Genomic DNA, 17,955 nt, shown 5'->3' with positions numbered 1-17,955 from the left:
GCGGCGAGCGCCCACCCTACGTTTAATTGACAGTCAGTTTTTATGAGCTTCTTGTGGGATGGGCATCCTACCCGTCTTTGTATTCGATTTAGATGCGTAATAGCTTACCATAATCGCGTTTAACGGACTACTGTTAACCGCTCCGTAAATTGGTTTGTTATTGCTTTCTTCTCATCAGTCAGGACTTCCAAAATTAACGGGCTTTTACTCAAAGCAGAAATTACAGCAAAATTTTTACTTAAGGGAAGTGAAACTTTTTCTCCACTTTTTAAGATGATATCTTGTTTGTCAATAGTTATCCAAGCGGTTCCTGACAAAACCTGCACATCTCGGTAGGCTTTTGGTAGCCTGAATACTTGATTATTTTCAAGTTTAATAGCGGTAAATTGGGAATTGCGTTCAAACATAGCCGTAAACTCCCTTAATCTGTTTGAGTTGTAAGAAAAATTGACGCGATAATTTAGCAGAGAGATAGCAATCTAAAGTAACGTCAATTAGATAACTTCAGTATTTTGTATGTCATGACGCTGCTTTCGCTAAAGCGCAACAACGTACCTATATCTCTACTTTCATCTATGACTGTCCATCTGCAAAGGTACAGATTTTTCAAGTTTTACTAGAACAGTTGCCATAGTATGTAACTGTTCTAGTCGAATTTCATCAATCTGTACTAGCTAAGAACATTCTTCTCAATGCTAGCTACAGATAGTTGCTCAGAAATATTGCTGGTACAATTGCCAAAAAAGCGCGATTGCCCTAAACTATTTGTAGTAATGTTGCTCAATCCAAACTCGCATTTCATCTTCAGTGACCGCAGATGTAGAGCGACCTGTAGCCGGATCGTAAGCGTGCCATAAGGTATTGCCCAACCGATCTGATGTTTGCCAAAGTCTGAGTTCATCGCGGCAGATAGCGGCTGCAAGTAAAGACTCAAAAATGTGCTTTAGTAGGGATAATAAAGGTGGCTGTTTGGTTTGAGACTCTTTCCCCGGAATTGACGTAAATTTTAGCTTTTCTGGGTCTAGCCACTTCTCAGATGTTTGCATAGCAGCACTCCTCAAGTGCGAGACTGTATTCGTTGTTTTCTCTGTTAAACTCACTTTAACAAGTTATAAATAGATATTCAAAGCATGGTTTGAATAGCTTACATGAATAAAATCGATAGATAGATTTTTCCATCCCCAGTCCTCCCTCGATCGCAATCTAGGCAAAACTGATACCAAGCCTATGAAAGAAATTAATACGCGCAAAATGAAAATCTCGCAGTTACACGCCTTGGTTGCAGTGGCGGATTGCGGCAATTTTAGTGATGCTGCTTTGTCTCTAGAATTGTCGCAGTCAGCAGTCAGCCATGCGATCGCGAGTTTAGAAGAAGAATTAGGCGTGCCCCTATTTCACCGAGGCCGTCACGGTGCTCACCTAACGCCAGTAGGAGAGAGAATTCTCGCTCACGGTCGCGAAATTCTGCAATCCTTAGAGATGATGGTCAAAGAAGCTTCCCTAGAAAGAGGTTTGCAGGGGGGATTAGTGCGAATTGCCTCTTTTCGCAGCGTGGCGACTCACGTACTCCCCGGAGTGATTGCCAACTTCCGCCGCCGTTTCCCCAAAATTGCGGTCAGCATTACGGAAATTCCCCATACTCAGGGTGTGGAACAAGCTGTGCGATCGCGCCGCGCAGATATTGGTATCGTCACTATTCCTACTTGCGATGAGTTTGAAACTAGGGAACTTTTGCGCGATGAATATATTGTTTTGGTACCGCCGAATGCCAAATTAAAAGGTAATAAATTTACCTGGGAAGATTTAGCTAGTTTCCCCTTAATTTTAGAACCGCCGGACTATAGCTGTTCTTGGCCGATTCGCAATTACTTGACGGCTGCGGAATTGCTTGTCGATATCGCTTACGAACTTAGCGAAGACTCAACAATTCTCAGCATGGTTGTCCAAGGTTTGGGTGTAGCAATTCTCCCGCGTTTGGCTGCGGAACCGATACCGGAAGGGGTACAGGTGTACAGTTTGCCAGTTCCTCTGGAAAGGATAATTGGGGTAGCTGTTTTGAAAGATGCGCTGTTAGTACCGGCGGTGTTTGCGTTTTTGGATACGCTTAAAGGTGCGCCTGAGCTCGTTGCCGCAAGATGAATTCTGCGATCGCTAAATCCATTGGCGTTGTCACCTTCAAATTTGTCTCCTCTCCCTGAACAATTTGGACTGGCAAACCGCATTTTTCAAACAAAGCCGCATCGTCTGTGACTTCCCATCCCAATTGACGGCCTTTGGCGTGACAATCTTTTAATAATTTGACCTCAAATCCTTGGGGAGTTTGGGCCGCCCACAGTTGGCTGCGATCGGGAGTATCTTTTACTAAGCCAGTTTCATCAGTAACTTTAATCGTGTCCTTAACTGGGACAGCCGCAATTAAACCCGGAAACTGGAACAACGCCTCAGCGCAGCGATTAAACAAATCTGGCGTGGCCAGACACCTCGCGCCGTCGTGAATCAAAACTTGCTCTGCTGTTGCTGGAAGCGCCTGCAAACCGTTGTAAACTGACTCTTGGCGAGTTGCACCTCCATGAATCAGTAGGACTGGCTTAGTCAGAGGGAAATTGGTCAGAATTTCTTGAAAGTCAGGAAAATCTGCTGGTTGGCCCATAATCCCAATCCAGGTAATATGTTCCGAGGCTTCAGCGACTTCCAGAGTCCAAGCCAGTAAGGATTTGCCCAATAATGGTAGCAGCAACTTATTGCGATCGCTGCCCATCCGCCGGCCACTGCCTGCGGCGGGAATTAATAAATGCACGATGACTCCTTGATTGTAATTTGTTAACTAAGTAAATCTATTTTTTATTCAATTTGTGCCCTTACCCAAGCCCGAAAAGCTTTCATTGTTTTATTTCTTCCCTCAATTTTACTTTGTTCTAAATACTGAGCGATCGCTCGATCCAGCAATGGCAACCTTGGAAAATGAGGACTTTCACTAACCTGTACGTATTGCCCTGCTTGCAGCACGTTGATTTCTAATTTCTTCCCATTAAATCGCCACAGTTCTCCGACTCCTAATGCTTGATAATTATTAAACCGGGTGCGAGAAGTAATGTCAATTTCAATGGCTAAATCTGGAGGCGGATCGACAGTTAAATCAATACGTTTTTTGCCGCGAACGGCGACCTCATTTTCGATATAAAAACAGTCATCGGCTTCTAGTCCCTGTAACATATTTTGACTTTTAAACGTGGTCGAACCCAGACTGCGAAATTCTATCTCATATTCTTCCAATATGGCTTTTACAAAGTCAGCAATCATTACTTTATCATCTTCATGTTCCGGTAAGGGCACCATAATTTCTAAGATTCCCTGACTATAATTAATCCGCGTACCCCGTTTTTCAGCATACTCCTCTAACAGTTGTTCGTACATTTGCCAACTGACATCGGTCATCAGAAGTTGCTGACCGGGGGAGACGATGATTTGTTGAAGTTGGACTTGCATAGTTGCCTCGTGTAGAGTTAGGGATTCACGGCTGAATTATTTCCGCTAATCGAGTTTATGGCTGTTTCATTCTCAGGAAATTAAGGCTTTGTAGGGTAGCGCCCCAAGGCATTAGTGTCAACTTAAGCTGAAACCCGCCAGGGGTTAATACCAAATCCGGGTTAGTTATCCCCTTTATGAATCGGCGGTTAAAACCGCTTCTATACAAACGAAGTCCGCCTGCGCGGACTAAGAGAATAAACGGGATGGGAAACCTGGATTTGGTATAAAACCCTACTCTTATAGCTTAAGTCCTCGCTTAGTGGACTAATTAAGTTCTTCAGTCCACTAAGCGAGGACTTAAACTTTGAGGCAGGGTTTTAACCCTTGACGGACTAAGGGTTTGGGGGTAGGTACGGGGGCACTGCCCTACACAAACTGGCCTTTCGATCTGAGAATGAAACAGCCCTGCCTTATAAGAAATACCCTGAAAACTCGCTAGACTTTAGTCCAGGGATGAAAGGGCATTGCAGGATAAATCCTGCCGACTCTTTGTGCTTCAATGTAACCGCTTAACTTGTTTCAGTCTGAGCTTGACTTGTCTATTTATGGTGTACAGTAAACATAGTACAACAGACAGTAAATTAAATGTACGCAGTACAAAAAGATGTATGGCATTTAACGGGGTTCGACAAGACCATTGTCGAGCAACTACTGAGATGGTCAAACAACCTGTTTAATGTCGGGACTTATGAAAGTCGGCAACGGTACTTTGAAAACAAAAGTGCTGTCAAATATCTCGATTTGTACAGGATTGCCAAGACCAACGAGAATTACGGGTTGCTATACTCGCAAGTCGCGCAACAATCCATCAAATCTGTTGCTGAATCTTTTAACTCTTTCCGAGCATTAGAGAAATTAGCTTATAAAGGAGAACTCAACCAAAAACCGAGACTTCCCAAGTACAGAACCAAAGGAGGAATGTATCAGATTTCATATCCTGGTCAAGCGTTGAAAGTAGTGGGGAATAAAGTTAGATTACCTCTAGGGAATAAAGGTAAAGAACATTTTGGAACAGATGCTCTCTGGGTTCCGTTACCTGAACGGATCAAAGATTGTCAGATTAAAGAACTCCGGCTAATCCCTAGAAATGGTGAGGTTTGGGTCGAGTACATTCATAAATCTTTTACCAAACAAGCCCCTAGCTGTAGCTTGGAAGTAACAGGGATTTTGGGAATAGATCGCGGCATCAATAATTGGTTAACTTGTGTCTCTAGCAATGGCAAGCCATTTATTATTGATGGTCGGAAGTTAAAGTCTTGGAACCAATGGTTTAACAAAGAAAAGGCGCGAATCGAATCGGAACACGCCAAATATAAGATGCCTAAAGGTTTCTCGTCAAAACGGCTGCAACAGTTGTCGGAAACTCGTACCAGAAGGATGAGAGATGCGGTTAATAAGGCAGTTAGAACCATCGTAGATTATTGCGAAAACCACCAAATTAACGTCATGATTTTCGGTTGGAATAAGGGGCAAAAGCAAGAAGTAAATATGGGAGGTAAGACCAATCAGAACTTTGTCCAAATACCGACATCTAAAGTCAAAGAACGCCTAGCTCAAGAATGTAACTTAAGGGGATGGCGATTTGTAGATCAAGACGAATCTTATACGTCAAAAGCTAGTTTTTTAGACCGAGATTTTCTGCCAGTAAAAGTTGGTGAAAAACCCAACAATTGGCAGCCATCGGGTAAGCGAATCAAGCGAGGTCTGTACCGTTCTAGCGCTGGGTGGTTAATCAATGCAGATACTAACGGGGCAGCGAACATCATTAGAAAAGCAAAAGTAGCCACAGACTCATTTGTTGAGCGAGTGGGTAGCGGGTTGCTGACTAACCCTTTAAGAATTAAACTTTGGGCGGATTCATCTCCCAAAGTTTGTCCTTAAGAATCCCCGTGTGTTTAGACCGGGGAGTGTCAAAATCCTGATTTGATAAGTATTTTTTCCTTTAGAATATCGGTTGGTAAGCTCAAGTGACTAATATGCGAATTGTTGCCCTTGTTCCTGGGGGGATTGGCGATCAAATTTTGTTTTTTCCTACCCTGGATGGCTTAAAACAACTCTATCCGAATACTCAGGTTGACGCGATCGTGGAACCAAGGGCCAAAGGTGCCTACCGTGTCTGCAAGTCTGTCAAAGAAGTTATCCCCTATGATTTTAAAGACCGCAATGCTTTAGCTGACTGGGGAAACTTGCTGGGTATTATCCGCGATCGCGAATACGAAGCTGTGATCTCCCTGGGACAGCGCTGGAGTGTGGGACTCCTGCTGTGGTTGACTGGTATTAACAAGCGAGTTGGCTATGCTGGCGGCGGTTCTATTTTTCTGACGGACGCGATACCGCTAAAAACTGAGCAGTATGCTGCGGAAATGTATCACGATTTACTCCAAGGCTTTGATATTAATACGCCCTGTCCGCCCCTGGCAATTAATGTCCCCAAGCAAGACATACAATGGGCTGAAGCGGAACAGCAGCGTTTAGGGATTAAAGATAGCGGTTACATTTTGATTCACGGCGGTTCTAGTCAGTTGGCTTTGTCTAAGGGGATTGACAAAATTTACCCTGTGGATAAATGGCAGCAGATTATTCAAGATTTACAACAGCGACAGCCTAATTTGCCTGTGGTGGTGGTTAAGGGGCCGGAGGATGCAGCTTTTGTGGACAAATTAGTGGAGTCTTGTCCGCAGGTGTTGGCGATCGCGCCTGATGATATTGGTAAGTTGGCCGCTGCGATCGCTGCTGCTAATTTGATGCTATGTACTGACAGTGCGCCGATGCACTTAGCGGTAGCAGTTCAGACTTATACGATCGCCTTGTTTGGGCCTACTGACCCAGCGAAGTTATTGCCAAAGAGCGATCGTTTTATTGGCCTCAAATCACCTACGGGTAAAATGGCTGACATTTCACCTCAAGACGTTCTCAAAAAAGTCTGGGGAGGGTAATTGTTAATGGTTAACTGTTAACGGTTAACTGTTAACGGTTAATTGTTAATGGTTAACTGTTAACTTAATAAATAAACACTTCTATAACTTGTAGGGTGGGCGATCGGTGACTACCATCTTAAGCTATCATCTACATACATTTTTTTCGATCGCCCAGCTTACATTTATACAATCCGCGCAGAAACCGGGTTTTTTCTAAAAAACCCTGCTTTTCAACTAGATATCTAGGTCGAAACCTGGTTTCTAACTTCGACTTGCGTAAGTCTTGGTTTAATTGTCTCCATTTTATTAACTCTGGTGATGGATTTCACGAAGTGCTATAACAAACCACAACCAACAACTAACAACCAACAACTAACAACTAACAACCAACAACTAACAAGTATAATGAAACAAGCAGTTTTTCTTGACCGCGATGGAGTTTTAAATATTGAAGCTGGATATATTCACCGCCTTGAAGACTTAAACTTAATTCCGGGAGTAGCTAAAGCAGTACGTCAATTAAATGACAGAGGAATATTTTGCTGTCTAGTTTCTAATCAGTCTGGTCCAGCCAGAGATTATTATCCAGTTAGCCACGTAGATGCACTCCATCAACGTCTCTGTAATTTGTTAGAAATAGAAGCAGGCGCAAAATTAGATGCTCTTTATTATTGTCCTTATTTGAGTCAACCAGAAGGCGGAATCAACCCCGAATTTACGCGCTGGACTACTTGGCGAAAACCGAACACGGGGATGTTAGTAGCCGCAGCTTGGGAACAGGATTTAGACTTGCAAAATAGTTTTATGGTGGGGGATAAAGCCACTGATGTTGATATGGCTCATAATGCTGGTTGCCAAGGGATTTTAGTGCAGACGGGATATGGTGAAAGTGTACTCAGTGGGGAATATCAGCATCATACTAAACCGGATTTTATTGCAGCAGATTTAGCGGTAGCAGTTGAGTGGATTTTGAGGCGAATTGATGTTGATTAAACAAGAAAGCAAAAGTCTATCAATCCTATTAGTCCGCGTATAGTCCGCGTAGGCGGACTTGGTTTGTGTAGCCGCGATTTCAATCGCTGGGATATTTTGTTTGAGCCAGCGTGACAGTGCGAAACTGTTTGGCTATTTCTTCAGGAGGTTTGCCATTGTGGATGTATTCAGAGAGTATATGTTCAATGCCAACTCGCGTTCCTTTAACCCGGATATCTTCGGGATTAAGAAAGTCAAAATATTCTTCTGGCTGCATAATTTTTATCCTCAATTTTACTAATTATAGCAAGAGGTTCAAGTTTATTCTAGTTTCGATAATCATTAAATTAGCAGGTACGCGATCGCATCTACATTCCTAAATCCCTCAAAGTTTGTTACAAAGTAGAAGTAGCACTTAGGACACGGCGACTTCACCCAGGCTATCCCAATTCACCCGATTGGGTGAGTCAAAGGTAGGAAGTGCGATCGCGACCCCCAGTCATAACCTGATAAAATCAAAATCAACAGGAATTTGTCAATTGAACGTTTTTAGCACCCTTGACCCCCAACGAAGGCGTAGCCTGCAAATGTTATTCATTTCAGGTCTATTATTTTGGTGTAGCTTAGGTTCCTTACTGCCAACTTTGCCCCTTTACGTCCAATATGTGGGCGGTACAAATCAGCAAATTGGCTTAGTCATGGGCGCTTTTGCCATCGGACTATTGCTATCACGACCTTGGTTGGGGCCGATGGCCGATACTAGGGGTAGAAAGCTGGTTTTACTTGTGGGTGCGTTAGTAGCAGAACTCGCGCCAATGGGTTATTTATTTGTAACATCAATCCCTTTGTTGCTAGTAATTCGGGCTTTTCATGGCATTAGTATTGCCGCTTTTAGCACTGGTTATAGCGCCTTGGTGACAGATTTATCCCCGGAAGGACGCAGGGGAGAATTAATTGGCTATATGAGTTTGATTACTCCGGTTGGTATCGCTATTGGGCCGGCTATTGGCGGATATTTACAAGCTTGGGTGGGTTATACACCTTTGTTTATGATGTCTTCTAGTCTAGGAATGTTGGCTTTAATTTGCACTTACCAGGTTTGGGAACCTGGTTATATAGATACTTCCAAGATTAAGCAAAAATCTCAAATCAAAACTCAAAAATCTAATGAGATTTTGTCTTATTTTCAAATGCTTTGGAACCCTCGCGTTCGCATTCCCGCTTTAGTTTTGATGTCCGTTGGTTTGGTATTTGGGGCTGTGAGTACATTTATGCCTTTGTTTTTACAGCAGACAAAGGTAAATTTAAATCCAGGACTATTTTACTCGATGGCCGCGATCGCCAGTTTCGCGATCCGTTTACCCACCGGCAAAGCTTCCGATCGCTACGGTCGCGGCATCTTTATTAGTGGCGGCTTGGTCTGCTATGCTCTTTCTATGATAGTTATGTGTACGGCCAATAGCAGCAATGCCTTTTTGCTAGCAGCCTTGTTTGAAGGTATTGGTGGCGGAACAGTAGTTCCGATGATGGTAACGCTAATGGCGGACAGGTGCGAACCTCACGAACGAGGTCGTCTGTTCTCCTTGTGTGTGGGTGGGTTTGATTTGGGAATTGCGATCGCAGGCCCTACACTAGGCTTAGTCGCAGAATTTTTCGGTTATAGAAATATGTTCGCGATCGCCTGCATACTCGCTATCTTCGCTACAATCCTGTTTATCACCAAATCCAGCAAAGATTTACCCCACTCTCTAAGGTTCTCCCTCGGTCAAGGTAAAGATGTCTACGCCCTGAAGAATTAAAAATCAAAAATGTGAAATTAAAAATCAAAAGACAATTAAAATGGTTTTCGCCATTTTTAGTTTTTCATTTTTAATTTAAAACGGGCTTGGAGGGATTCGAACCCCCGACCTCATGGTCCGTAGCCATGCACTCTATCCACTAAGCTACAAGCCCTGGTTGATTTCAGATTTTGGATTTTTCAACCCAAAAGTCTTTTTCACACCAAAATTAATAATAACACAACTTCCAAAATGACGCAAGACCTCCAGCAAAATTCTTCTAAATTGCCCACAGAGAGTCAACTAACTCATCTAGACGAACGCGGCGAAGCCCAAATGGTGGACGTTTCAGCCAAAACCCCCACCCTCCGCCAAGCCGTAGCCGCCGCCCAGGTACGGATGTCACCGGAGACATTTGCCGCAATTCAAGCTGGCAATGCCCCCAAAGGCGATGTCTTGGGAACCGCAAGACTCGCTGGCATCATGGGGGCCAAGCAAACTGCACAATTGATTCCCCTCTGCCATCCCTTGCCCCTGCAAAAAATAGAAGTTCAGGTGATACCAGATGCCGAGTTACCGGGGTATCAAATTCGCGCTGAGATCAAAACCAAGGCGGAAACAGGTGTGGAAATGGAAGCTTTGACGGCGGTTTCGGTGGCCGCGCTGACGTTGTACGATATGGCGAAGGCTTTGGAAAAGTCGATCCAGATAGAATCAATTCGATTGGTAAGTAAGACAGGTGGTAAATCTGGGGATTTTGTTAATAGTTAATAGTTAGTGGTTAGTGGTTAGTGGTTAGCTGTTAGTTGGTAGTGGTTAGTTGATAGTTGTCATTGCGAGCGTAGCGAAGCAATCGCAATAGATTAAGATTAAGCTGCTACCCATCTAATTTGACAGTCAGTTTTTATAAGCTTCTTGTGGGATGGGCATCCTGCCCGTCTTTGTATTCGATTTATTAGATGCGTAATAGCTTACTTCGATAGTGCTAAAGCAGAAATCACAGACTTTAACGCTTTAGCAAAGGGTTGGGGATTGCTTCACTGCGTAAGCGCTACGCGCAGGCTACGCCAACGCAATGACAACTATCAACTAACTAACAACCACTAACCACTAACAACTACCCACCAACAAATACCAACTAACCACTAACCACCAACAACTAACTATTAACAGTTAAAAGTAGTTGATTCAATTTTCCACTGCGATAGCCCTCCAAATCTAGAGTCACATAAACAAAACCAAACTCCTGAAACATTGCCACAATTCCCGACAAATCCACACCCAATACAAACTCCTTAATTTCCTCCGCTGGTAACTCAATCCGCGCCGTATCTCCCTCAGATCTTACCCTCAGATTCTTTAATCCCAACTGCCGCAAATACCTCTCAGCACGTCCCACTCTTTGTAACTTCCAAACCGTAATTTCTTCACCGTAAGGAAAGCGGGAACTCAGACAAGGTTGTGCGGGTTTATCCCACCAAGGCAAACCCAATTCTTTTGCCAATTGCCGCACTTCTAATTTAGTAACACCTACTTCTGCTAAAGGCGATCTCGCCCCTCTTTCCTTTGCAGCTTGAATTCCCGGACGATAATCTTTTAAATCATCAGCATTAACGCCATCTACTACATAAGAATAACCTCGTTCAATTGCTAAAGGTTTGAGGGTATCGTGCAATTCACTTTTGCAGAAATAACACCGATTAACTGGGTTAGAAGTGTAATTGGGATTAGCCATTTCTTGAGTTTGCACTTCCTCATGGGCAATTCCAATTGATAAGGCTTGAATGCGGGCATCTTCCAAATCTTCTGGTAATAAAGATGGGGAAACTGCTGTAACAGCTAAGGCGCGATTGCCGAGCATATCAAAAGCAATTTTTGCGACTAAGGTACTATCAATTCCACCTGAGTAGGCAATTAAAGCCCGATCCATCTGACTAAATATGGTTTGTAGTTGTTCTAATTTTTCTGTTAGCATAATTTCAAAATAATTTCATTATTTTTTCTTTTTTCTGACTTACTCATCACTAACCTAACTTTGCCCTCTAGGGGCTATTATACCACCAAAAAGGGCAATTTACAAGCTGTTTTTGTCAGCAATGTTCAGATTAATTCCTTTCCATTATATCTTAAAATTCCCGCCGCGAGAAGACTGCGATCGCAATTGACAACACCAGCACTATGTACAGCAAACCATAGCCAGCATTAGTGATTAAAGCAACTATATGCAGTATTTGACCGTAAACAGCATCATTTCTTAGATTTAGCCGTGCTAAGTCGGGTAAAACCAGATACAGCCCCATCATTAATTGCTCAATAGTAGGATTTTTGGTTAACTTGCCTAGCGCTACTAAATCGCGGGTTGAGTGCCCCATCAAATAAACTCCAAACGTCAGCAAAGTTGCCAGTAGCGAACTTGTAAATACACCAAAGAGAATCCCTACTGCTGTTAGCAGAGACAACTCTATCCAGACAAATAAGGTGGCAATTAAAATGCTTCCTAGTGGGTAAGAAATTTGACTTAAACTTAGGATGGTTATATAAATAAGAGTCATTCCCGCTACCAGCACAGCCAGCACAATTGATAATCCTATATGCTTACCAACTATCAATTCTGAGCGCGAAATCGGTTTAGCCACTAAGACATAAACCGTCCGTTTTTCGATTTCTTTATTAACAAGCCCAGTGGAGACAAAAACTGTAACAACTAAGCCCAAAACTCCAATAGCAGCCATGCCAATATCTAAGATGATTTTTCTCTCTGCTGTCGCTGCTAGTTCTGGGATAAACCTCACGGCGGCCCCCATTAACACAGCAAAAAAAACAATTAGGTAAAGAATACGATCGCGAATCACTTCCCAAAAAACATTAAGGGCAATAGTGAAGATTCTACTCACATTCATACTTGGTTTACTCCTTTAATTATGTCTATTTTCCTAGTAGGATTATATATCTTAATTGGATCGCAATTAACAGTTGCTCTATTTGATACCTTCGCTACCTCACAATATTTGCTCAGGGTATATCCTCCCGGTTTGGTAGTAGGCCCAAGCCATCTTGCCAAAAATTCTATTTTATAAAGAGATTGCCCTTGGATTACATAAGTTTCTATATCCCACTTCGAGTTTTCTGCAAGAGGAGAGATATTTTTAAACATCTGATTTCGCAGAGAAACTTGTTTCCTACTCACGGCAATTAGCCATTCTTCTACTTTTTGCCACGATCTTTTTCGAGTTTTAAGTCTCAGTTGATTTTCCATTACTTTAAGCATAGTCATACCTCTAGAATTATTGAGGGATGGCGGCTTGAAATTGACAACGAAACCGCTCTTAGTGAAATCCTCGGCTAGCACGCTCGGATATTCTTGTAGCCAGTCTTGAATTATAAAATGAAATGCGAGAAAACAAGTTAGAAGAGTATTAGTCAGAATTATCACTAAAAATATTGGGCGAATTAAGGGGGGATGAGGTTGCAATTTTGCCCCTGAACGAATAAATTTAATTATAACAGCAAGACATATTGAAATCAAGGGCCAAAAGATAACAGCTAAAGATTGGCGATCGGGAGTCAAATTTACTGATAAAAACCCGCTAATTAATGCTCCTGTAATCCAAGGACTAAGACTAATTCCAGAGATGATAAATGGCTCCTGACTTGTCCGCCAACCAATCCCAATTGTCAAAAATAGCCAGCTACAATCAGCTAGAGTATCCTTGAGTGCTTTATTCTTAATTTCTAAGGCTGAGAACAGGAAGAAAAACAGACTGATTAATAGAGGTGTTTTCCAATGTAAAACTTGAGGCGGAAGCAAAATCCTTTGTAAAATTACATTGGCTTTAATAAGATTTCTCATGTCACTAATACTCAGGGAAGTATTAAAACTACTTGATTTAACTGTTGACAGTTAATTGCATTCATTGGCTTTCTAGATATAATACTAGCAAAATGACACAATGACTGCAAGTGTGTGCTATTAAAAGTACACCAAATTGAGTGAATCCTTGAGCAGATTTTTTCTGGCTGCGAACAAGATTACGACTACCTATTGGCACGGGCATTGCAGAGTTATTTTGATTTGTTTGTAGTAAAAGAAATTTTAATATTTCTAATCCCTTCCATTTTCCTAAAAAAGATATAGTATAAATTAGAAATGCTGCCAAAATTAAGAGCGCAGAAACAGGATGCCACTGGCCTAAAAGGATATAACCCATAAGTAGTTCTACTTCGCCTTTTGATAGAAAGCTTTCCCAAACAAAAAAAGTTAACCAACCTATGCAGGTCGAGAATAAATTAATTACTGCTGTATATTCTACGCTGGTTTTGGGACTGAGCATTAGGGACTTTTGAAAGAACCACGATTCTATTGCGATTGCTAACCACAAAATTAAAATTTGAGATAAAAAAGCACGCAATGGTAAAACAGTGGGAAACATGATGAGGAAGAAGGAAGAAGTTAGACTGGGAGATGGCGTTGCCATAATCTATATAGTACATGAATAAAGTTTAAGTAGAGAAAGGTTTTAGTGTTCTCAATCGCTGCCATCTTTAGTTGAAATAGCTACTGGACTTACCAAACCAGGACGGTGCAAACAAGCTCTACAGATTATTAAAAGGATAGAAATTAGTAAAAATTTTTCTGGGAGCAGGTAAGGAGCTATAATGAGCAAATGTATGGCTTTATTTGCTGTAGCTAAAAATAGGTGGAGCTAAACAAAAAAGATAAAACGGTTGAGATAGCATCTAAAATTCTTCCAGTCCCCGACCTTGACAATAGTAGTAAAGCCGGGTATATAGATACTGTAGCTAAAATATACTTCAGCATTTAATTTCCAATTTTTTTTTAGCGTAAGTGGGCAAAATCTTTACTATCTCTGGGTTTCAGGCGGGGTTTTCACTACCCCAAGAAAAGAACAAAAAAAATATATGCAGCACATAGAAAAATATCGCGGTTGCCTTCTAGGTTTAGCAGTTGGCGATGCTGTGGGAACAACTTTAGAATTCAAGCGACCCGGAACATTTACCCCTATTAACGATCTAGTAGGTGGCGGCCCTTTTCGACTGCAACCGGGACAGTGGACAGACGATACCTCAATGGCACTTTGCTTAGCTGAGAGTTTAATTGAGAAAAAAGGTTTCGATCCAGTTCACCAATTGCAAACATATTTGCGATGGGAAAAAACCGGACATTTAAGCAGTAATGGAGAGTGCTTTGATATTGGCAATACTGTGCAACAATCACTGTGGAAATTTGAAGAAACTGGTAAACCTTTTTGCGGATCTATAGATCCTTTGAGCGCTGGCAATGGCTCAATTATGCGCTTAGCTCCCGTGCCTTTATTTTATGCTAAAATACCTCTGGAAGTAATAGAGAAATCCAAAGATAGTTCGCGTACAACTCACGGTGCTACTACTTGTTTAGATGCTTGCAGATATTTGGGATCTTTAATTGTAGGTGCTGTTAATGGAGTGAGTAAAGAAGAGTTACTTTCAGAACGCTACAGCCTTATATCGGGATATTGGGAACAACACCCTCTAACAGATGAAATCGACGAAATTGCAGCGGGTTCCTTCAAACGCCGCGAACCGCCAGAAATAAAAGGTACAACCTATGTTGTCAAATCTTTGGAAGCGGCACTTTGGGCATTTTATCGCAGCAATTCGTTTAAAGAAGGGTGCTTATTGGCTGTTAATTTGGGCAACGATGCAGATACAACTGGTGCTGTTTATGGGCAGTTGGCAGGTGCTTTTTATGGAGAAAATGGAATCCCGGAAGCTTGGCGATCTCGATTAGCTCACCGCGATATGATTGAATCTTTTGCTGAGCAAATTTTTTCTTTGGCTAATTCAATATAAGTCAATAAATATTGACCAAAATCTCAGTAAAAATCCCCTGATATTTATCAAAACTTCCTAGAGGAGAAGGTCGCTTAATTAAAAAGTAAATGCGTGCAAAAAATAAATGTTAGAAATCAAAAATGTAAGTGGCACTGCTTTTATTATTGCCGAATATCGAGCAGATAGCAGTCAAGATACGACACCTCTTTACAATGATGAAATTGTAAAACTCTTCCTGAATTGCGATACAAAAAAAATCGCTGAAGATGCCGCCATCAATTTTCCTGCGGCTAAAGAAATGGTCAAAATTCGTACTAAATATTTTGACGATACCCTCTCAAAGGAAATTTTACAGGGCTGTAAACAAATAGTCATTTTAGGTTCTGGTTTAGATACCCGCCCCGCCCGAAAAAATATCGTAGGCGTTAAGTATTTTGAGATTGAAAATGAAGCAACTCTTAAATTTAAAGAGGAAATCTTAACGGCCAACGGCATCGCTGCCAATGTTAGCTATATTCCTGGCGATTATATCAAAGATAATTTAATTCACCTACTAGGCAAGCATCAATTTAACTTGGATCTTCCTGCCTATTTTATCTGGGAAGGAAATACCAGTTATCTGACTGAAGAAGAAGTAAGATTTGTGATGAAACAACTTCGCGAAAATGTGGGACAATTTAGAATATCCTTTGATTATATGTCAGACCAAGTGATTGCCAGAAGCACAGGCTATTCAGATATGGATGATTACATGAATAAATTAGAAAAAATGGGCGCAGTGTGGAAAAGCGGCTTTGCTAATATTGATGATTTAGCTAAAAAAGTAAATCTAAAAGTGGTGGAAAATTTCTCAACGGCTGAACTGCACAGAGAATATCGCCCTCACGTCTCCTTAGCATCTAATATTTTTAGATTCTACTTCCTTTGCACGCTAGAAAGTTATTAAGAAACAAGTCAATTCAATATAAATCCCAAAACTATATTGACGACTATTACTAATTAAAAATGCAGAAAAAACAGAAATTTCCTTATCTAGTTGGCTCGAAATGGACAGCACAACAAAAAACTTGGGGATGGCGACACTTTCAGGTTACAAATAGAAAAAATCAAGGCAAATGGGTATTTGCCGAAATGGTAGCCGCCTGCGATCCCGCAATCCGCTTCTGGCTGAACGCCCAACAGCTAAAAGATCGTAACCTCTGGCAAGCTGGATGGCAGTCTACACAAGAATTAGAGGACTTAGAAACTGATAATTACCCTTAACAATTTGGCTGTACACCTTCCCATTTTTACCAATGTGTGGTTGGATAGATCAGCAGTATCAGCAGGTCAGTCGGGATGAGGAGCGAGATAGCAGTACCAATTGTAAAATTATCAGCAGGGGCGATCGACAAAACTGAAAAGGAGCCTGAATATAAACAGTTAGAGCTGTTTGAATGGAAAGTAGAAGACAAATTTCTAGAATCGAACAACATCCCCACTTCCCAAGTTCGGAGAAAGAATGGTTTAATTTGTCTTAATGATATGTGGCGAGTAGCAGGCAGCGTTAAAAATAAAATTCCTTCCCGTTGGATAGCCCTTAAGCATACACAATTTCTCATAAAATTGCTGCGAACTCAAGTTAATGGCGAAATTTATCAAATTTATCGCGGCAGAAACGGCGGCACTTTTTCCGTAGACGAACTAGCTTATAAATATTGGGAATATTTAAGCGTAAAACGCCAAGTAAAGTTAACAGAAAAAAAGGTACAAAGCCAATTAGCTAAAAGCATTGGTGCAGTGAAACGCGAAGTACAAACTTTAGCAGGAAAAATTGATATTTTAACCGCTAAAGAGTTAATAGAGGTCAAATCAGTTAACAATTGGAAATGTGCCGTAGGTCAGGTTATAATTTACGGTCAGTCTTACCCCGACCACCAAAAGCGGATTCACCTTTTCGGGGAAGCATCCCCCGCATTTTTAAGCATGATTCGCTCCCATTGCACTGTCTTTGATATTGAGGTAACTTGGGAGTATTAACAATTTAAGTAGATGGACACACTTAAATGTAAAGTGGCAATCGCCCACCATGCACCCACCATGCAAGCGATAGAAGCATTTATTTATGTCCGACTGCTTAACGCACCAGTATAGTTTATAGGAGGAGTATGAAAAAACAACTTACTGTCTCAATGTGTCTGGTAATTTCTGCAATCTTGACTGATGGTTTTACCTTGGGAGCGAGTGCAAATTCAGTAACTGCTTTAAACCGCATTCAGCCTACAATTCAGCCTACAAATATTGCTACTACTACACCAGATTTACCTAAAGCCGTCCTGACTTTGCAAGACTTACCTTCTGGCTTCAAAGATATGTCTGGCGAAGCAGAATCACTCAAGAAGCAGTTAAATAATGGCAATGAAGTTAAAGCTGAAAATGTCTTTGCTTTCCAAAAAAGTGATGACCAGCAGTTTCAGTTAATTGTGGGTTTCACAATGCCAATGCTGAGTCGGATAGAGCAAGCTAGCTTTGATAGTTCGATCCGCCAACAAGATTTTGCACAGGAGTTCCTCAAAGGCTTAAATGAGGGTAGTCAAGGAGACTTTTCCAATATCACTTCATCACCGATGGGCGAAAATATTGGCGACGCATCGGCTAAATGGGTGACAAAAGGCCAACTTAACGGGATACCTATGCGCCTGGAAATGGCCGTATTTCGGCGGGGAAATTTAGGCGCAATGTTGATGATTTTGTATCTTGACGGTGAGAGTCCCAGTATAGCGATCGCAGATGCAGCGAGGAGACTCGACAGCCGTATTGTTGAGTTAAGCCCGGTGTCCCCAACTCAACCACAATAGCGCGACCGCAACCTAAAATCGGTTAAATTATCAGAAAGTTTACTAAGTAGCTCCACCTAATTAAACATAAGATCGGGATGGCTAAAAAGC

At 41.7% G+C, this 17,955-nt stretch carries 20 protein-coding genes and 1 tRNA gene; 11 read left to right on the top strand and 10 right to left on the bottom strand.

The annotated features are described in order from the left end of the window. Window positions 1-119 precede the first annotated feature (119 nt). A complete protein-coding gene (locus tag OSCI_RS11555; protein WP_007355131.1) occupies window positions 120-407 on the bottom strand; it encodes a hypothetical protein in 288 nt (95 codons plus the stop codon). A gap of 354 nt (window positions 408-761) precedes the next feature. After that, window positions 762-1,046, bottom strand: coding sequence for a hypothetical protein (locus OSCI_RS11550; RefSeq protein ID WP_007355130.1), 285 nt, complete (start codon window positions 1,044-1,046; stop codon window positions 762-764). A 181-nt stretch (window positions 1,047-1,227) separates the two neighbouring features. Between OSCI_RS11550 and OSCI_RS11545 the strand changes: the two genes are divergently transcribed. Further along, on the top strand, window positions 1,228-2,139 hold the full coding sequence (locus tag OSCI_RS11545; protein ID WP_007355129.1) for a LysR family transcriptional regulator: 912 nt from the start codon (window positions 1,228-1,230) through the stop codon (window positions 2,137-2,139). Here the strand turns inward: OSCI_RS11545 and ispD are convergent. Further along, window positions 2,105-2,797, bottom strand: coding sequence for a 2-C-methyl-D-erythritol 4-phosphate cytidylyltransferase (gene ispD, locus OSCI_RS11540; RefSeq protein ID WP_007355128.1), 693 nt, complete (start codon window positions 2,795-2,797; stop codon window positions 2,105-2,107). The genes OSCI_RS11545 and ispD overlap by 35 nt on opposite strands. A gap of 44 nt (window positions 2,798-2,841) precedes the next feature. Next, complete coding sequence (locus tag OSCI_RS11535) at window positions 2,842-3,486, bottom strand: Uma2 family endonuclease (protein ID WP_007355127.1); 645 nt, start codon at window positions 3,484-3,486, stop codon at window positions 2,842-2,844. A gap of 627 nt (window positions 3,487-4,113) precedes the next feature. Here OSCI_RS11535 and OSCI_RS11530 point away from each other — a divergent pair. From OSCI_RS11530 to OSCI_RS11520, 3 genes are all read left to right on the top strand, one after another. Beyond that, a complete protein-coding gene (locus OSCI_RS11530; protein WP_007355125.1) occupies window positions 4,114-5,409 on the top strand; it encodes an RNA-guided endonuclease InsQ/TnpB family protein in 1,296 nt (431 codons plus the stop codon). Window positions 5,410-5,504: 95 nt separating this feature from the next. Further along, window positions 5,505-6,464 carry a glycosyltransferase family 9 protein gene (locus OSCI_RS11525; protein WP_007355124.1) on the top strand — a complete coding sequence of 320 codons (960 nt, stop codon included), beginning with the start codon at window positions 5,505-5,507 and terminating at the stop codon, window positions 6,462-6,464. A gap of 387 nt (window positions 6,465-6,851) precedes the next feature. Beyond that, a complete protein-coding gene (locus OSCI_RS11520; RefSeq protein ID WP_007355123.1) occupies window positions 6,852-7,439 on the top strand; it encodes a D-glycero-alpha-D-manno-heptose-1,7-bisphosphate 7-phosphatase in 588 nt (195 codons plus the stop codon). Between the two features lie 79 nt (window positions 7,440-7,518). Here OSCI_RS11520 and OSCI_RS28425 read toward each other — a convergent pair whose 3' ends face one another. Next, the gene (locus OSCI_RS28425) at window positions 7,519-7,695 is read right to left on the bottom strand and encodes a DUF433 domain-containing protein (protein ID WP_007355122.1); all 177 of its coding nucleotides are present in this window, start codon (window positions 7,693-7,695) and stop codon (window positions 7,519-7,521) included. 310 nt (window positions 7,696-8,005) lie between these two features. Here OSCI_RS28425 and OSCI_RS11515 point away from each other — a divergent pair, with 310 nt between their 5' ends. Beyond that, the gene (locus tag OSCI_RS11515) at window positions 8,006-9,217 is read left to right on the top strand and encodes an MFS transporter (protein ID WP_007355121.1); all 1,212 of its coding nucleotides are present in this window, start codon (window positions 8,006-8,008) and stop codon (window positions 9,215-9,217) included. Between the two features lie 81 nt (window positions 9,218-9,298). Here the strand turns inward: OSCI_RS11515 and OSCI_RS11510 are convergent. Continuing rightward, window positions 9,299-9,371: transfer RNA gene (locus tag OSCI_RS11510), tRNA-Arg, on the bottom strand. A gap of 77 nt (window positions 9,372-9,448) precedes the next feature. On the opposite strand from OSCI_RS11510, the gene moaC reads away from it, so the two are divergent. After that, window positions 9,449-9,967 (top strand): cyclic pyranopterin monophosphate synthase MoaC, encoded by a 519-nt coding sequence (gene moaC, locus OSCI_RS11505; protein WP_007355120.1) that lies wholly within the window; start codon window positions 9,449-9,451, stop codon window positions 9,965-9,967. A 388-nt stretch (window positions 9,968-10,355) separates the two neighbouring features. Here the strand turns inward: moaC and larE are convergent, their stop codons facing one another. The 4 genes from larE to fraC all read right to left on the bottom strand — a co-directional run bounded on the left by larE (window position 10,356) and on the right by fraC (window position 13,626). Next, window positions 10,356-11,171, bottom strand: a complete 816-nt coding sequence (gene larE, locus OSCI_RS11500) for an ATP-dependent sacrificial sulfur transferase LarE (RefSeq protein ID WP_007355118.1) — start codon at window positions 11,169-11,171, stop codon at window positions 10,356-10,358. Between the two features lie 151 nt (window positions 11,172-11,322). Further along, window positions 11,323-12,096, bottom strand: coding sequence for an ABC transporter permease (locus tag OSCI_RS11495; protein ID WP_007355117.1), 774 nt, complete (start codon window positions 12,094-12,096; stop codon window positions 11,323-11,325). Beyond that, on the bottom strand, window positions 12,093-13,046 hold the full coding sequence (locus OSCI_RS11490) for a DUF5357 family protein (RefSeq protein ID WP_007355116.1): 954 nt from the start codon (window positions 13,044-13,046) through the stop codon (window positions 12,093-12,095). Before OSCI_RS11490 ends, OSCI_RS11495 begins: the two co-directional genes overlap by 4 nt. Window positions 13,047-13,107: 61 nt before the next feature. After that, window positions 13,108-13,626 carry a filament integrity protein FraC gene (gene fraC, locus OSCI_RS11485; RefSeq protein ID WP_019487080.1) on the bottom strand — a complete coding sequence of 173 codons (519 nt, stop codon included), beginning with the start codon at window positions 13,624-13,626 and terminating at the stop codon, window positions 13,108-13,110. A gap of 490 nt (window positions 13,627-14,116) precedes the next feature. On the opposite strand from fraC, the gene OSCI_RS11480 reads away from it, so the two are divergent. From OSCI_RS11480 to OSCI_RS11460, 5 genes are all read left to right on the top strand, one after another. Beyond that, the gene (locus OSCI_RS11480) at window positions 14,117-15,046 is read left to right on the top strand and encodes an ADP-ribosylglycohydrolase family protein (protein ID WP_007355114.1); all 930 of its coding nucleotides are present in this window, start codon (window positions 14,117-14,119) and stop codon (window positions 15,044-15,046) included. A 106-nt stretch (window positions 15,047-15,152) separates the two neighbouring features. Beyond that, the gene (locus OSCI_RS11475; protein ID WP_007355113.1) at window positions 15,153-15,974 is read left to right on the top strand and encodes a class I SAM-dependent methyltransferase; all 822 of its coding nucleotides are present in this window, start codon (window positions 15,153-15,155) and stop codon (window positions 15,972-15,974) included. 59 nt (window positions 15,975-16,033) lie between these two features. Further along, window positions 16,034-16,291, top strand: a complete 258-nt coding sequence (locus tag OSCI_RS11470) for a TIGR02450 family Trp-rich protein (protein ID WP_007355112.1) — start codon at window positions 16,034-16,036, stop codon at window positions 16,289-16,291. Window positions 16,292-16,366: 75 nt separating this feature from the next. Beyond that, window positions 16,367-17,047, top strand: coding sequence for a KilA-N domain-containing protein (locus tag OSCI_RS11465; protein ID WP_007355111.1), 681 nt, complete (start codon window positions 16,367-16,369; stop codon window positions 17,045-17,047). Window positions 17,048-17,175: 128 nt separating this feature from the next. Continuing rightward, window positions 17,176-17,865: a hypothetical protein gene (locus tag OSCI_RS11460; RefSeq protein WP_019487078.1), complete on the top strand. Its 690-nt coding sequence runs from the start codon at window positions 17,176-17,178 to the stop codon at window positions 17,863-17,865. Window positions 17,866-17,955: the final 90 nt, after the last annotated feature.

Origin of the sequence: Kamptonema sp. PCC 6506, from assembly GCF_000180455.1 — a bacterium.
Classification (GTDB): domain Bacteria; phylum Cyanobacteriota; class Cyanobacteriia; order Cyanobacteriales; family Microcoleaceae; genus Kamptonema; species Kamptonema formosum.
Note: the sequence above shows the minus strand (reverse complement) of the source record. Positions and strands in the feature narration are given on the sequence as shown.

What these genes read in the sequence shown, in the direction of transcription:
- OSCI_RS11555 (WP_007355131.1), bottom strand. Translation starts at nt 407, where the DNA reads ATGTTTGAACGCAATTCCCAATTTACCGCTATTAAACTTGAAAATAAT.
- OSCI_RS11550 (WP_007355130.1), bottom strand. Translation starts at nt 1,046, where the DNA reads ATGCAAACATCTGAGAAGTGGCTAGACCCAGAAAAGCTAAAATTTACG.
- OSCI_RS11545 (WP_007355129.1), top strand. Translation starts at nt 1,228, where the DNA reads ATGAAAGAAATTAATACGCGCAAAATGAAAATCTCGCAGTTACACGCC.
- OSCI_RS11535 (WP_007355127.1), bottom strand. Translation starts at nt 3,486, where the DNA reads ATGCAAGTCCAACTTCAACAAATCATCGTCTCCCCCGGTCAGCAACTT.
- OSCI_RS11530 (WP_007355125.1), top strand. Translation starts at nt 4,114, where the DNA reads ATGTACGCAGTACAAAAAGATGTATGGCATTTAACGGGGTTCGACAAG.
- OSCI_RS11525 (WP_007355124.1), top strand. Translation starts at nt 5,505, where the DNA reads ATGCGAATTGTTGCCCTTGTTCCTGGGGGGATTGGCGATCAAATTTTG.
- OSCI_RS11520 (WP_007355123.1), top strand. Translation starts at nt 6,852, where the DNA reads ATGAAACAAGCAGTTTTTCTTGACCGCGATGGAGTTTTAAATATTGAA.
- OSCI_RS28425 (WP_007355122.1), bottom strand. Translation starts at nt 7,695, where the DNA reads ATGCAGCCAGAAGAATATTTTGACTTTCTTAATCCCGAAGATATCCGG.
- OSCI_RS11515 (WP_007355121.1), top strand. Translation starts at nt 8,006, where the DNA reads ATGTTATTCATTTCAGGTCTATTATTTTGGTGTAGCTTAGGTTCCTTA.
- moaC (WP_007355120.1), top strand. Translation starts at nt 9,449, where the DNA reads ATGACGCAAGACCTCCAGCAAAATTCTTCTAAATTGCCCACAGAGAGT.
- larE (WP_007355118.1), bottom strand. Translation starts at nt 11,171, where the DNA reads ATGCTAACAGAAAAATTAGAACAACTACAAACCATATTTAGTCAGATG.
- OSCI_RS11495 (WP_007355117.1), bottom strand. Translation starts at nt 12,096, where the DNA reads ATGAATGTGAGTAGAATCTTCACTATTGCCCTTAATGTTTTTTGGGAA.
- OSCI_RS11490 (WP_007355116.1), bottom strand. Translation starts at nt 13,046, where the DNA reads ATGAGAAATCTTATTAAAGCCAATGTAATTTTACAAAGGATTTTGCTT.
- fraC (WP_019487080.1), bottom strand. Translation starts at nt 13,626, where the DNA reads ATGTTTCCCACTGTTTTACCATTGCGTGCTTTTTTATCTCAAATTTTA.
- OSCI_RS11480 (WP_007355114.1), top strand. Translation starts at nt 14,117, where the DNA reads ATGCAGCACATAGAAAAATATCGCGGTTGCCTTCTAGGTTTAGCAGTT.
- OSCI_RS11475 (WP_007355113.1), top strand. Translation starts at nt 15,153, where the DNA reads ATGTTAGAAATCAAAAATGTAAGTGGCACTGCTTTTATTATTGCCGAA.
- OSCI_RS11470 (WP_007355112.1), top strand. Translation starts at nt 16,034, where the DNA reads ATGCAGAAAAAACAGAAATTTCCTTATCTAGTTGGCTCGAAATGGACA.
- OSCI_RS11465 (WP_007355111.1), top strand. Translation starts at nt 16,367, where the DNA reads ATGAGGAGCGAGATAGCAGTACCAATTGTAAAATTATCAGCAGGGGCG.
- OSCI_RS11460 (WP_019487078.1), top strand. Translation starts at nt 17,176, where the DNA reads ATGAAAAAACAACTTACTGTCTCAATGTGTCTGGTAATTTCTGCAATC.